This is a genomic window from Salmonella sp. HY31 (assembly GCF_042604575.1).
Lineage (GTDB): Bacteria > Pseudomonadota > Gammaproteobacteria > Enterobacterales > Enterobacteriaceae > Salmonella > Salmonella diarizonae.
Map to the genome: position 1 here is coordinate 4485018 of NZ_CP170479.1, position 13965 is coordinate 4498982.

The following is a 13965-nucleotide window of genomic DNA, read 5'->3' on the forward strand; positions in this document are numbered from 1 at the left end:
CGCCATCCGGCATAACTATGTACTGAGAGTGGGGCAATTCCTCGCCCCCGTCAAATCATTGCTGGCTTTCTTTTCTCGGTTGGCGCAGAACTTCGTTGATCTGCGGCGCATCGACCGGACCGGTAATGCGATAACGCAGAATGGAGACCTTGCTCCATAGCGGCCCCAACACTTTACTGGCGGCAAATACCGCCGCGCCGACAATCGGGTTAACGGCAAAAGCCGCGGCGACCCCCACCGTGGCGGAAATTTCCGGCGCAACGACAGCCTCCATATCAAGACGACGGCGCACCAGATCGACGGAACCTTTCATTGCAATGTCTGCTTCCAGCCCGTCCACCAGCGTATCGTCAGTATGCAGGACGCCATCTTTAATCCACGCGGTACTACGGATAGAGTCGAAATAGAAGCCCTCGCTAAAGGTATCGCTAAAGTCAAACCGCAGTTTACGCAGTAACGCATCAAAACTGAGCAGCCGCAGTAGCTGCCCGGCATGACCGCTACTTAGATCAGTAAACTCGCCTTTACCCAGACGCGTACGTAAAATCCCGTTGAGCGTGGCTTCATCAGGTTGCCAGGGCGGGTTTCGCCAGTGCAGATCGTAATCTACGTTAAACGACGCGTTCTGGATTGGCGTCGAGATGCCGAAGAACCCGGCAGCCGCGTCCAGGTTACGGCCATGCAGACTGCCTTTCAGCGAGGTTCGTTCATTGCCCGGCGCATTCACCCACTCGCCGTTCGCTTTCAAACGAGCGAATCCGGTATCGATCAGGCCATTCGTCAGGGCCAGCGTATTGCCTTTGATGGCGAAATCGCCATCAATACGCCCATATTTTTGCCCCCACAGCCAGCACTCTTCGCAGCGAAGCTGTAAATCCGGCCAGCCGCGGAAGCTAATAGTGTTTGCCGAAGCAAACGTCGATGTCGGCGTTGACGACGAGGCGTGCGTTTTTGCGACGCCAGGGTTGTAATACAGATACTTAATGTTCGCCAGCCACGGCGCATGACTGCGCATAGTCAGCGTGGCGTTCACCTCACGGCCCTGCGCTTCAATTTTTGTTCCATTCAGCGAAGGGACTGAAACGACGCTCAAATTGTTCCACTGCTGGCCGCCCAGCGATAGCGCGGGAGTTCGTAACGTGACGCGTTGGGGAAGCTCGGCCGAACTGCTCACGTTATCCGCCGCGCCTTTCTGGAATAGCGCCAGCCATTGCGCGCCATCCAGCGCCGGCAGATTGAGTTCAACACCTTGTTGAGCAGGCAATGGCGGAATCGTCCGGCTGTCCGTCGTCCAGATGGCCCGATCCAGCGTCAGTTTCTGATTTAATAACCAGCGGCTATTAAAGTGATTTTTACTCCCTGCGCTCCCCGTTAGCGCAAAGCTTTTCAGGTTGCCGGCAGCTTTAATGTTCACCGGAATGGCTTCGCCTGCGGGTTTATTTAGCGGAGAAGGTAAGTGACTGCTCACATTTCTCAGGTCGCCGTTCAGCTCGATGTTATAGGTAGCGCCAGCGTGATACGGAAGATCGATGCCGACTTTACCATTCCACGCCACGCTGCCGCTCAGGGCATCATTCAGTTGCGGCGGTAAGACCCCCATACGCGTTGGCTGCCAGTTACCGTTAAGGTTGACGGCTACCTGATACGCTTTTGCCCCTTCCGTCGTACTGAAATCCAGGTTAAGCGGCTGATTAAACCAGTTTGCCGTCAGCGGCCCGCTTTTTAGCGCGCCATTCACAAAGCTGAATTTACCGTTCAAATTTTTGAGCGTGCTGTTTAGCGGCTTAATAAACAGGCTGTTATTACGCAACGAGACATCGCCCTCGGCGGTAACCTGTTCGCCATCCAGAGGAATATCAAGATGTAAGCGAGCATTCACATCGCCATCTAATTGTAGCTCCGCCAGCGTCGAACCAAGCGAGTCTTTTAGCGGCGTCTCGTCGAAATAAGGTCCAACGGCTTTTCCCGGCCCGTGAATATCGGCATCAATGAGCAGTTTCTCTTTGGAATAATCCGGAATCGCCGCCGCGAGTTTGCTGGCCTTCACCCCGCCCAAATCGACGCTATCCGAGCGCATCCACAGGCCGTCGTTCAGGAAATCCAGTTCAATATTGAGATTTTTTAGCGCAGGCCAGTCGGGTTGAAAGGCAAACGTCGCATTGCGTAGCGGCACCAGCACTTCAAACTGACCTTCGTTATGCTTATAGGGAAAGAGGTGCGGATTACCGCCGTAAACCAACGTGGCGTTATCCGCCTCGCCGCCCTGAATCGCGCCGCTAAGGTAATCTACCAGCGCTTTGCCCATCAGATTTTCCGGAAAATAGCGCCACGCCTGTGACCCGTCGTCGGTACTGATTCCGGCCAGAATGCCCAGCCACGGTTCATCGCCCGTTGGTTGCAGATAGCGGAACCCGCCACGCGCATGTACCGCCTTTGCTTTTACATCAATGTCACGGCCATCAAGCTGAAAGCCGTTCTCATTCTTCAACCAGCTAAGCGTCGCGACGCCGTTTTCAATTTCCAGCGGCGCGCGAAAAACTGTTTCATAGGGCATTTTGGCCTGCTGCATCACAACCTTCATCTGCCCGTCTTCTACGCTTCCCGCCAGCGTACCGGAAAAATGTTCCGCGCCAGGCAACAGCTTCCACTGTTTCCATGCAAGATTTTCCCACGATGCCTGAAAACGCGTTTTTTCGGTCGCCTGTAGCGGAATATCCAGCGCCAGTGTGGCGATCTTTCCGCTCGGCTGCGTAGCCTGCCGTATCTCGCCCAGCGCAGGCGACAGTTTAGCCGCCAGCGGACGTAATGCTTCCAGCCCTGCCAGTTCAAGATTACTGGCGCGAATGCGCAGTTCATCGCTACGAGTGTGATTCTTCCCGCCGACGTCCTGCTGCGGGAGCCAGGCCACGGTTAACGCTCCGCTCGGCCAGGGCTTACCATCAAGCGTAATCCGCGTGTCGGGAATATAAAACTGCCAGCCCGGCTGCTCACGGCTAATGTGCGCCGTCAGGTTATCGACAGACAGCGTATGCGTCGCGTTATCGCCCAGCCAGCTTGCGCCGCCCTGTTTCAGCCAGACGTCTCCTCCGGCGATTTCACCTTTACTGAGCGTCATCCAGCCTTCCAGACTGAAACGCGCCGTCTGGAGCGCCACGTTATCCTGCATCCACCTACCCAGCCATGGCTTGACGTCAATATCGTCGGCCTGTAACCAGACTCTGCCATTATTCAGCAGACCGTCGTCATCGCGTAAATCCATCCGCACCTGCATTACGCCGTGCTGCCCGGTCAGGCTGGAGAGGCTGACCTCGCCTTCGGCGCGGTGCCGGTCTTTGCCGTTTAGCCAGGTAAGCTGTGGGATCGCCAGTTCCGCGCGTTGTCCGGAAAGCGTCAGAAAGCTAATTTGGCTATCGCGCAAATCGAAATGATCGAACTGATGCAGGAAAAGATCGCTTAAACGGCTGGTTTCGATGCCTTCCCCGTCGCTGCTTTGAAGAGGTGTATTGGTGCGGAAATTGAGCTGCCAGAAGGTCAGGTCGCGAAACTGCCAGCGCATATGCAACAGGCTTTGCCAGACATCCAGCGCCAGCGTAACGCGTTTTATCGACAGTTCGCCGCCATCTTTCAGGGCGGCATGAATATTATGCGCTTCCAGCGTAGGGCCAAAATTTTGCCAGCTTGCGGAGAGTTGACTGGCAGCCACCGGCACGCCGGTCGCGGACTCTATCTTATTCAGGATAGCTGGACGCCAGGCGTCCAGATGAGGCAACGCCAGGCGCAGCCCGCTAACCAGCAGCGCTGCAATGACGATGAGCGCGGCTCCAGTGAGCAATAAAATCCCCGGCAATCGCCTCACGCGTCTCTCCTTGTCTGCCAAAAAATACGACTCACAACCTCGTTTTGCCGGATGGCGGCGTGAACGCCTTATCCGGCCTGCAATGCTCGTACGGGGTGCGGTCTTTTACATCATTACGACGTCAAACTGCTCCTGGTTATAAAGCGGTTCGACCTGAACTTTAACCTGTTTGCCGACAAAGATTTCGACTTCCGCCAGCGCGTGTGATTCTTCGCCTTTCAGCGCTTCCGCTACCGCAGGAGAAGCATAAACCAGGAAGCGATCGGAGTCATAAGCGTGATGGACACGTACAATCTCACGCATAATCTCATAGCAGACGGTTTCCACCGTTTTTACCGTCCCGCGGCCATGACAGGTTGGACACTCGTTACAAAGCACATGTTCCACGCTTTCACGGGTCCGTTTGCGAGTCATTTCCACCAGCCCTAGCGGCGAAAAACCGTTAATGCTGGTTTTCACACGATCCTTACTTAACGCCTGTTCCAGCGAATGCAGCACCCGGCGGCGGTGATCCTCATTATTCATGTCGATAAAATCAATAATGATAATGCCGCCCAGATTACGCAGGCGTAGCTGGCGGGCGATAGCCTGAGTCGCTTCAATATTAGTATTAAAAATGGTGTCGTCGAGATTACGGTGTCCGACAAACGCGCCGGTATTGATATCTACCGTGGTCATCGCTTCGGTTTGGTCGATAATAAGATAACCGCCGGACTTGAGTTCAACCTTACGCTCCAGCGCGCGCTGGATCTCATTTTCCACGTCATAAAGATCGAAGATCGGCTGACGACCGCTGTAATGCTCCAGTTTACTGGTCATTTCCGGGATGTATTCTGCGGTAAACTCCAGCAGCGACTCATAGGTCAGACGTGAGTCGACGCGAATTCGGTCCAACTGCGCATCGGCGAAATCGCGCAGCACGCGCTGCGCCAGCGCCAGTTCGCCATACATCTGATAACGCGTTTGCGGTCGCTTTTTGCGCTCCATGACTTTCGTCCAGACACGCTTGAGATAGGCAGCGTCAGACGCGAGATCCTCTTCACACACGCCTTCCGCCGCGGTACGTATAATAAACCCGCCCTGTTCGTCGCAGTATTCCGCCACCACCTTTTTCAGGCGCTCGCGTTCACTTTCGCTTTCGATGCGCTGGGAGACGCCAACGTGCGACGCGCCGGGCATAAAAACAAGGTAACGGGAGGGCAACGTGATGTCCGTGGTCAGACGCGCGCCTTTCGTGCCGAGCGGATCTTTCACCACCTGCACCATCAGATCCTGCCCCTGACGCACCAGTTCGGAGATATCGCGCACAGTAAACTGTTTTTGCTCGTCGCCCGCCACGCATTCGGTGTGCGGCATAATATCGGAAGCGTGAAGAAATGCGGCTTTATCCAGCCCAATATCTACAAAAGCCGCCTGCATACCCGGAAGTACACGACTTACACGACCTTTGTAGATATTGCCTACGATTCCGCGTCGCGCTTCGCGCTCAATATGGATTTCCTGAAGAATACCGCCATCAATGTACGCCACGCGCGTTTCCGATGGCGTTACGTTTACCAACAATTCAGCCGTCATGTTTATCCCTTTTATCACGCAGTGCGTTAAAATGACTCAACAACTCATACGTTTCAACCAGCGGTAAGCCGACGACGGCGTGATAGCTGCCATTTATCTTCCTGACAAAAGAGCCACCCCGCCCCTGAATACCGTATGCACCTGCTTTATCTAAAGGCTCGCCGCTGGCGACATAGCCAGCAATGTCCTGCGCAGAAAGCGTGCGGAAAGTCACCTCCGTCACCACCAGACAATCCAGTATCTGCTGCGAGTCCGCAAGCGCGACAGCAGTCATCACCTGATGCGTATTTCCGGAAAGTAAACGCAGCATTGCTGCGGCATGAGCAGCGTCGCGCGGCTTTTCCAGCACCTCGCCATTTAACACGACTATTGTATCCGCGCCCAAAACCGGCAGATCACGGGGAACCAGCGCCACGCCAGCCTGCGCCTTTTCGCGCGCCAGCCGAACAACATACTGCTGCGCGCTTTCCTGAGCGCGCCGCTGCTCTTCAATACCAGGCACGACCTGCTCGAATGAAAATCCAAGTTGAGTCAATAATTCCTGGCGACGCGGGGAACCGGAAGCAAGATACAGAGTTGTCATATCGACCTTTATTGTACAGCAAACTGCTGGCGTACTTTACGCATCAGCAAGAAGAGCCAGGGCCACAGCACGCCATTAACTACACTACTCCAGAACACTTCCGGTCTGAAAGAGACGTTGATCACTAAAAACTCGGCCCAGAAAACAATAATGTCCACAGCCAGTGAAAGCAACATCACCACCAGCGCCTGCTGCCAGAGCGCCAGGTTACGGAAGAGCTGGAATTTCAGAGCGACCAGGTAGGCGATAATACTCATCGACAGAGCGCGAACGCCGAGTGTGGAACCGCTGATAAGATCAAGTATGGCACCCATCACAAATCCCGTCCCCACATTTACGCGGTGCGGCAGGGCCAGAATCCAGTACAGTAAGATGAGCAAAACCCAGTTTGGCCGGAAAACAATGATGTCGTCCGGCCAGGGCATGATTTGCAGCAACAGCGCAATAAGAAACGAGAGCCAGATAACCCAGCGCCCCTGGCTACGATAGCTCGCCACTATTGCCCTCCCGGCGCACGCGCAGGCGGCGTGGTCGCGCCCGAAGGCGATGGTTGCGTTGATACCGGCGCAGTCTGGCCCGCAGATGGCTGAGTAATCCCCGTCGCCGGGTCCGGCACTGGCGCCGGCGGCCCCATCGCATCCGGAGAAGGCAACACCTGCGGCATCATCTGCATCAGGCGCTCATTAGCTACGCGGTGAACCTCTTCCGGCGTCAGCGGGTTAGCGCCGTTACGATCTGCGCCCCACAGCAACAACAGATAGCGCAAACGCTGTAACCCTGCCGTAGGCCGCGCCTGAATGACCGTATAGGCGCGCTGAGTGTCCAGCTTGACGGAGGATACCACCGCCACCGGATAACCTTCCGGGAAACGACCGCCAAGTCCGGACGTTACCAGCACATCGCCGACGCGAATATCGGTATTGGCGGGCAGATGTTCAAGCTGAAGATCGTCAGTACAGCCGTTACCGGCAGCAATCACACGGATGTCATTGCGCAGCACCTGAATAGGCAGCGCATGAGTCGCATCGCAAATCAGCAGTACACGGCTGGTCAGTTTCGCCACGGCGACAACCTGCCCTACGACGCCTTTGTCGCTAATGACCGGTTGACCTTCATACACGCCATTGACGCTGCCTTTATCGATAACGACCTGATCGCTGTAAGGATCGTTAACCGTTGAAATAACCTGCGTCACCATTTTCTGCTCGTCCTGACGCAGCGGCGACCCCAGCAGCTCGCGCAACCGCGCGTTCTCCTGTTTGTACTGTCCCAGCATCAGCAGGTCGCTGTTTTTTAGCAGTAATTCCTGGCGCAGCGCCCGGTTTTCCAGTTCAAGCTGGTCGCGAGAAGCCAGCGTTTGCGACACGCTGTCGAGCAGTTCACGAGGACCGTTTGAAATAAAATAGAAAGGACTGACGGCAGTATCCATGTACGTTCGGATTTGACTGAACGTCCCCAGGCGGCTGTCGGCAATGATAACGCCGAGCGCCACCAGCACCGCCAGAATAAGGCGAATCTGTAGCGACGGGCCACGGCTAAAAATTGGCTTCATAGGCTATGCGTATTCTCGCGTCGGAGAGGCAGGACCATCCAGGGATAATCCTGCCTGTGTCCAACTACTCTTCGCTGAACAGGTCGCCGCCGTGCATATCGATCATTTCCAGCGCCTTGCCGCCGCCGCGCGCCACACAGGTCAGCGGATCTTCAGCAACCACGACAGGAATGCCCGTCTCTTCCATTAACAGACGGTCAAGGTTACGCAGCAGCGCGCCGCCGCCGGTGAGCACCATACCGCGCTCGGAGATATCGGACGCCAGCTCCGGCGGACACTGTTCCAGCGCCACCATTACCGCGCTGACGATACCGGTCAACGGTTCCTGCAACGCTTCCAGAATCTCGTTTGAGTTCAGGGTAAAGCCGCGTGGAACACCTTCCGCCAGGTTACGACCGCGCACTTCGATTTCACGCACTTCATCGCCCGGATAAGCAGAACCGATTTCATGTTTAATGCGTTCTGCGGTCGCTTCACCAATCAGAGAGCCATAGTTACGGCGTACATAGTTGATGATCGCTTCGTCGAAACGGTCGCCGCCGATACGCACGGACGAGGAGTACACTACGCCGTTCAGGGAGATCACGGCGACTTCCGTCGTACCGCCGCCGATATCGACGACCATCGAACCGGTCGCTTCAGAGACCGGCAGACCGGCGCCGATTGCCGCCGCCATCGGCTCTTCAATCAGGAACACTTCTCGAGCGCCAGCGCCCTGAGCGGATTCACGAATTGCGCGGCGCTCTACCTGCGTCGCGCCGACCGGCACGCATACCAGTACGCGCGGGCTTGGGCGCATAAAGCTGTTGCTGTGCACTTGTTTAATAAAGTGCTGAAGCATTTTTTCGGTCACAAAGAAGTCAGCGATAACGCCGTCTTTCATCGGACGGATCGCCGCGATATTGCCCGGCGTACGGCCCAACATCTGCTTCGCATCATGACCGACCGCAGCCACGCTTTTCGGCGAACCGGCACGATCCTGACGAATGGCCACAACGGAAGGCTCATTCAATACGATGCCTTGTCCTTTTACATAAATGAGGGTATTCGCGGTACCCAGGTCAATGGACAGGTCATTGGAAAACATGCCACGAAATTTTTTCAACATACTAAGGGATAATCCTGAAAGCTGGGGCGGAAAACAAAATCCGCTTACTTTACCAACCACACGCAGCAGCGACAAGGCGCAAAAATCATCTGCTACGGTGAAAATTAGTGCAGTTCGTTTCCTTTGTTACAAATCTCGGCCTGAGTCCCTCAGGGCTGAAAAAATCAGCAGCAATCCTCGCTTTCGTTTGCAACCTGTCAAAGGTCATTCACCTGCATATTTGCTGCAACAATCTGGCGAGCAGACAAGCACACCCCCATGAGGCACAGCGCGCGTTATTCTACGTGAAAACAAATTAAACGGCAGGTTAAACCGAGTATCTTTGCGAATATTTTTTCACGTTTGTGTCAAGTGGTTGGGAGGAGGCAAAAAAATCACCCTGCCCGCCAGCCACGCCGCGTTTTGTCAGCGTCTGCCACTCGCCCCGTGAACGGACGCCCGTCGCGTAGACCTGCGTAGGCGTACCCGCGCAGGCCTCTACCAGACTTTGAACCAGAAGCTGGTTTTCCGTTCGCTTCTCAATGTTTCTGACCAGACTCGGATGTAGCTTGAGTAATTCCACATTAAGCGCTTTAATCCAGCTCGTGCTGACCAGCGTCAAACCCGCCTGCGTCACCGCCACCCGAACGCCAAGCGCATTGACTAAGCGAAGGATGGGTTGTAACCGACTGATGTGTTGACAAACATCCGCCTCCGCAAGTTCAATAATTATGCGATTTCGCTGTGATTTTTCACACTGCATTAATGTATCGCGCAACCAGCGCTGAAAACGCGGACGAATCAGCGACTCGACCGTTAACTGCATTGCCAGATTTTCATCCGGCCAGTAGCCCAGCAACGTAATCAGGCGGCTAATTTGTAATCTGTCATACTCTTCCGATAAACCAAATTGCAGCACCATCGGCATATACTCCGCCGAGCTAACCTCTTCTTTACCGTCATAGATGCGACACATCAATTCCCGATGATGCACGCGGCCTTCTCGCGTAACCGCTGGTTTTTGATAAAGTCGCGGTCCGCCCCGGTTTAGCATCTGCTCAATCAGCGTGCGCCAACGCACATTGCCGCGTCCTTTTTCCGGCAATGAGTCGTCGTAGATAGCCCAGCTATTCCCTCCCTGCAGGGCAGCATTCCGCGCCGCCGCTTCAGCATGCTCCATCACCTGCTCGGTGGACTGCCCGCTGCGCCAGGCGCAAATGCCGATATGTACCATATCGTCACGATCGAGCATTTTGTTAGCCGGTAGCGCATCGACGGCTTTTAAAAGTTGTCCGGCAATACTTTCCGCTTCTTTCAGCGTTCGATGCGGTAGCAGCACGGCAAAGTCGCTACGGTGATAGCGCGCCAGCAACGAGCCTGGATAACGCATAATAAATGTCGATAGCAAATTGATAAGCATAAACATCTGTTCTTCCGCCTGATTGCCGCCCAGGCTGTCGCGCAGAAGATTGAAGTCTGGCAAGCGGATCATCATCACCACGCCATGTACCCCCACTTTTTCTTGATCTTCCAGCAGCGTCGCCAGTTGGTTATCAAAAAACAGACGGTTACCGAGTCCGGTTTTGGTGTCCTGCGCGGCGTAGGAGCGAATTAGCGTGTCCAGGCGGCTACGCTGTTCATGAGCAAACTGAATTTCGGAAAGCAACACATCAAGTGCACTGCTGGTGCGCGTCGGCCATTCATAAACAGAACCGCGGACATTCGGTCCGCGTTCGCCATTCAGAATACGCGTTGAGCGAATTTCCAGAAGCTCTTGCCCGGAAAGCTGCCGTTGCAGCCAGCGCACCGATAAAAACAGAATCAGAACGATAAAGCCGATCGCCAGTGTCAGCGGCGCCGTAGCGATCAGTGAGTGAAAATAGTTGCCCATCGGGTCCTGATAAACCAGACGTAGCGACATACCCGGATGTTTGACTAGCGGCACGACCAGCTCGCGATACGTGTCACTGGTGCCGGCTGGCCGATAACCTCTGGCGCGAGAATGGCTGTAGACCCGGTGCTCCCCCTGCAACAGATCGACGCGCACAATATCGGAAGCGATCATGAGTTCGTCGATTCGCGGCGTCAGCGAAACAATATCGCGGGTCACCAGGTGTGTATCCATCGCTGTCGCCGCCGCCTGCACACGGCATACATACTTATACTGTACGGCATTATAAAAGCTTAGAGAGCAGCCTATCAGAGTCACGAAGATCGTTAACCCCGTGAGCAGCGTAACAAAAGCTGAGAATTTCGTCGTTAATCGCATCCTTGAGTTAACTCCGACAGTTATAAACAGTATGAAAAAGCGAATCTGAAGGCGGAATTCGCCACGGCGCGCAATGAAGCAGGCATACTACCAAAATGGGTCTGTCTGGCAATTTATTGCGTTGTATCGGCATCACGTTTTAATTAGCGAGTATAGTCTTCGTAGTTATTTTTCCAATCTACCATGTAAAGTGAGGACAGGTTATGCAGGCGTTGATCTTAGAACAGCAGGACGATAAAACCCTCGCATCCGTGCAATATCTCGAAGAGAGTCAACTGCCAGAGGGTGATGTGACGGTGGATGTCCACTGGTCCAGCCTGAATTATAAAGATGCTCTGGCTATCACCGGGAAAGGGAAAATTATCCGTCATTTTCCGATGATTCCTGGTATTGATTTCGCCGGCACCGTTCGCGCAAGCGAAGATCCTCGCTTTCATGCAGGCCAGGAAGTACTACTGACTGGCTGGGGCGTGGGCGAAAACCACTGGGGCGGTCTGGCCGAACGCGCACGCGTTAAAGGCGACTGGCTGGTCGCGCTGCCTGCGGGACTGAGCAGCCGTAACGCCATGATCATCGGCACCGCCGGTTTTACCGCCATGCTGTGCATAATGGCGCTGGAAGAGGCCGGCATCCGCCCTGAAGATGGCGAAATCGTTGTTACCGGCGCCAGCGGCGGCGTAGGCAGCACTGCGGTCGCGCTGCTGCATCAATTAGGTTATCAGGTCGTTGCGGTATCCGGCCGTGAAAGTACCCATGATTATTTACGCGCGCTTGGCGCTAACCGCATTCTGCCGCGCGATGCGTTCACCGACGCCCGCCCACTGGAGAAACAGCTTTGGGCAGGCGCGGTTGATACGGTCGGCGATAGCGTGCTGGCGAAAATCCTGGCGCAAATGAACTATGGTGGTTGCGTCGCAGCCTGCGGCCTGGCTGGCGGCTTTGCTCTGCCAACTACTGTCATGCCCTTTATTCTGCGCAACGTACGTCTGCAGGGCGTGGATTCCGTTATGACGCCGCCAGCGCGCCGCGCCGAGGCGTGGAAACGTTTGGTAAATGGCCTGCCGGACGCCTTCTACACCCAGGCGGCAACCGAGATAGACCTGGCCGATGCCCCGAAGTTTGCCGATGCCATCATTAATAATCAGGTTCAGGGCCGTACGCTGGTGAAGATAAAATAACGTCACGTATAAAAAAATTTACACTTAATTAACTATTTATTTTTACACATTGACATACTCCCTGTCATATTCACTACACGCCACGCCGTGTTGTGGTGGGTATACCGGGAGTCTGTTATGAAAAAAATACGTCCATTAACAGAAGCCGATGTGACTGCGGAATCGGCTTTTTTTATGCAGCGCCGACAGGTGCTAAAAGCGTTAGGCATCAGCGCGGCAGCCTTATCCTTACCCTCAACGGCGCAGGCCGATCTATTCAGTTGGTTTAAAGGCAACGATCGTCCGAAAGCGCCTGCCGGTAAACCGCTTGAGTTTAGTCAGCCTGCCGCCTGGCGAAGTGATTTAGCGTTAACGCCGGAAGATAAAGTAACGGGCTACAATAATTTCTATGAGTTTGGCCTCGATAAAGCCGACCCGGCGGCCAATGCCGGTAGTCTGAAAACCGAACCGTGGACGTTGAAAATCAGCGGGGAAGTCGCGAAGCCATTTACGCTGGATTACGACGATTTAACGCATCGTTTCCCATTAGAAGAGCGTATCTATCGGATGCGCTGCGTCGAAGCGTGGTCCATGGTCGTGCCGTGGATTGGTTTCCCTTTATATAAGCTACTCGCGCAGGCACAGCCCACCAGCCACGCTAAATATGTGGCATTCGAAACGCTATACGCGCCGGATGATATGCCGGGACAGAAAGATCGCTTTATTGGCGGCGGACTGAAATACCCTTATGTTGAGGGGCTACGTCTGGACGAAGCCATGCATCCGCTTACTCTGATGACCGTCGGCGTCTATGGCAAGGCGTTACCCCCGCAAAACGGCGCGCCCATTCGACTCATCGTTCCATGGAAGTATGGTTTTAAAGGTATTAAATCTATCGTCAGCATTAAACTAACCCGCGAACGCCCGCCAACCACCTGGAATTTGTCGGCTCCCAACGAATATGGTTTTTACGCCAATGTGAACCCGCATGTGGATCATCCACGCTGGTCTCAGGCTACTGAACGCTTTATTGGTTCAGGCGGTATCCTTGATGTGCAAAGACAGCCGACGCTACTGTTTAACGGCTACGCCAATGAAGTCGCTTCGCTGTATCGCGGTCTCAATTTGCGGGAGAATTTTTAAGTGCGTCTGACAGCAAAACAGATAACCTGGCTAAAAGTTTGCCTGCATCTTGCCGGTTTTTTGCCGCTTCTGTGGCTCTTTTGGGCAATAAATCAGGGTGGGCTAAGCGCAGACCCGGTAAAGGATATCCAACACTTTACCGGCAGAACCGCGCTCAAATTTTTGCTCGCCACCTTGCTGGTTTCACCACTGGCGCGCTACGCTAAACAGCCATTATTGATACGCACACGCCGCCTGTTGGGACTATGGTGTTTCGTTTGGGCCACACTGCATTTAACCAGCTATGCCTTGCTGGAATTGGGGATACATAACCTGGCGTTGTTAGGAAGCGAGCTGCTTTCACGTCCTTATTTGACGCTTGGGATCATTAGTTGGCTGGTGTTATTGGCTCTGACGTTGACCTCAACGCAATTTGCGCAGCGTAAATTGGGTAAACGCTGGCAAACACTGCATAACGTCGTCTATCTTGTCGTGATCCTGGCCCCCATACATTATCTGTGGTCGGTAAAGATTTTATCACCGCAACCGGTCATCTACGCGGCATTAGCATTAGCCCTTTTAGCGTTGCGTTACCGGAAGTTTCGCCAGTGGTGGCGCTAGTTTGGTGAATTGTGCGGTCGATTGCAAAACGCAAAACAGGCAATGTCCTTTGCATGTTTTGGGTTGATAATCTTCCCTGATAAGACCAGTATTTAGCTGCCAATTGCGACGAAATAGTTATAATGTGCGACTTTGCATTCCCC

10 protein-coding genes are annotated in these 13965 nt (G+C 54.3%); 3 read left to right on the forward strand and 7 right to left on the reverse strand.

Annotated elements, in window-relative coordinates:
* Positions 1-55: 55 nt before the first annotated feature.
* From yhdP to csrD, 7 genes are all read right to left on the reverse strand, one after another.
* A complete protein-coding gene (yhdP, locus tag ACE15A_RS21495; protein ID WP_053508301.1) occupies positions 56-3856 on the reverse strand; it encodes an AsmA2 domain-containing protein YhdP in 3801 nt (1266 codons plus the stop codon).
* A 105-nt stretch (positions 3857-3961) separates the two neighbouring features.
* A complete protein-coding gene (gene rng / locus ACE15A_RS21500) occupies positions 3962-5431 on the reverse strand; it encodes a ribonuclease G (protein ID WP_000123192.1) in 1470 nt (489 codons plus the stop codon).
* Entirely contained in the window at positions 5421-6014 is a 594-nt protein-coding gene (locus tag ACE15A_RS21505; protein WP_053508303.1) for a nucleoside triphosphate pyrophosphatase, read from the reverse strand. The genes rng and ACE15A_RS21505 overlap by 11 nt, the downstream gene beginning before the upstream one ends.
* 8 nt (positions 6015-6022) lie before the next feature.
* On the reverse strand, positions 6023-6511 hold the full coding sequence (gene mreD / locus ACE15A_RS21510) for a rod shape-determining protein MreD (RefSeq protein WP_023246353.1): 489 nt from the start codon (positions 6509-6511) through the stop codon (positions 6023-6025).
* Positions 6511-7566 carry a rod shape-determining protein MreC gene (mreC, locus tag ACE15A_RS21515; RefSeq protein WP_023246352.1) on the reverse strand — a complete coding sequence of 352 codons (1056 nt, stop codon included), beginning with the start codon at positions 7564-7566 and terminating at the stop codon, positions 6511-6513. Before mreC ends, mreD begins: the two co-directional genes overlap by 1 nt.
* Positions 7567-7630: 64 nt before the next feature.
* Complete coding sequence (mreB, locus tag ACE15A_RS21520; RefSeq protein ID WP_000913396.1) at positions 7631-8674, reverse strand: rod shape-determining protein MreB; 1044 nt, start codon at positions 8672-8674, stop codon at positions 7631-7633.
* Positions 8675-8981: 307 nt separating this feature from the next.
* On the reverse strand, positions 8982-10922 hold the full coding sequence (gene csrD / locus ACE15A_RS21525) for an RNase E specificity factor CsrD (protein WP_023246351.1): 1941 nt from the start codon (positions 10920-10922) through the stop codon (positions 8982-8984).
* Positions 10923-11125: 203 nt separating this feature from the next.
* Here csrD and ACE15A_RS21530 point away from each other — a divergent pair, with 203 nt between their 5' ends.
* The 3 genes from ACE15A_RS21530 (at position 11126) to msrQ (ending at position 13822) form a co-directional block, all read left to right on the forward strand.
* Positions 11126-12100, forward strand: a complete 975-nt coding sequence (locus ACE15A_RS21530) for an MDR family oxidoreductase (protein ID WP_023246350.1) — start codon at positions 11126-11128, stop codon at positions 12098-12100.
* A gap of 117 nt (positions 12101-12217) precedes the next feature.
* A complete protein-coding gene (gene msrP / locus ACE15A_RS21535) occupies positions 12218-13222 on the forward strand; it encodes a protein-methionine-sulfoxide reductase catalytic subunit MsrP (RefSeq protein ID WP_000723876.1) in 1005 nt (334 codons plus the stop codon).
* On the forward strand, positions 13223-13822 hold the full coding sequence (gene msrQ / locus ACE15A_RS21540) for a protein-methionine-sulfoxide reductase heme-binding subunit MsrQ (RefSeq protein WP_023246349.1): 600 nt from the start codon (positions 13223-13225) through the stop codon (positions 13820-13822).
* Positions 13823-13965: the final 143 nt, after the last annotated feature.

Coding starts and splice junctions, on each gene's coding strand:
- ACE15A_RS21530 (WP_023246350.1), top strand. CDS start 11,126: ATGCAGGCGTTGATCTTAGAACAGCAGGACGATAAAACCCTCGCATCC.
- rng (WP_000123192.1), bottom strand. CDS start 5,431: ATGACGGCTGAATTGTTGGTAAACGTAACGCCATCGGAAACGCGCGTG.
- mreB (WP_000913396.1), bottom strand. CDS start 8,674: ATGTTGAAAAAATTTCGTGGCATGTTTTCCAATGACCTGTCCATTGAC.
- mreC (WP_023246352.1), bottom strand. CDS start 7,566: ATGAAGCCAATTTTTAGCCGTGGCCCGTCGCTACAGATTCGCCTTATT.
- csrD (WP_023246351.1), bottom strand. CDS start 10,922: ATGCGATTAACGACGAAATTCTCAGCTTTTGTTACGCTGCTCACGGGG.
- msrP (WP_000723876.1), top strand. CDS start 12,218: ATGAAAAAAATACGTCCATTAACAGAAGCCGATGTGACTGCGGAATCG.
- ACE15A_RS21505 (WP_053508303.1), bottom strand. CDS start 6,014: ATGACAACTCTGTATCTTGCTTCCGGTTCCCCGCGTCGCCAGGAATTA.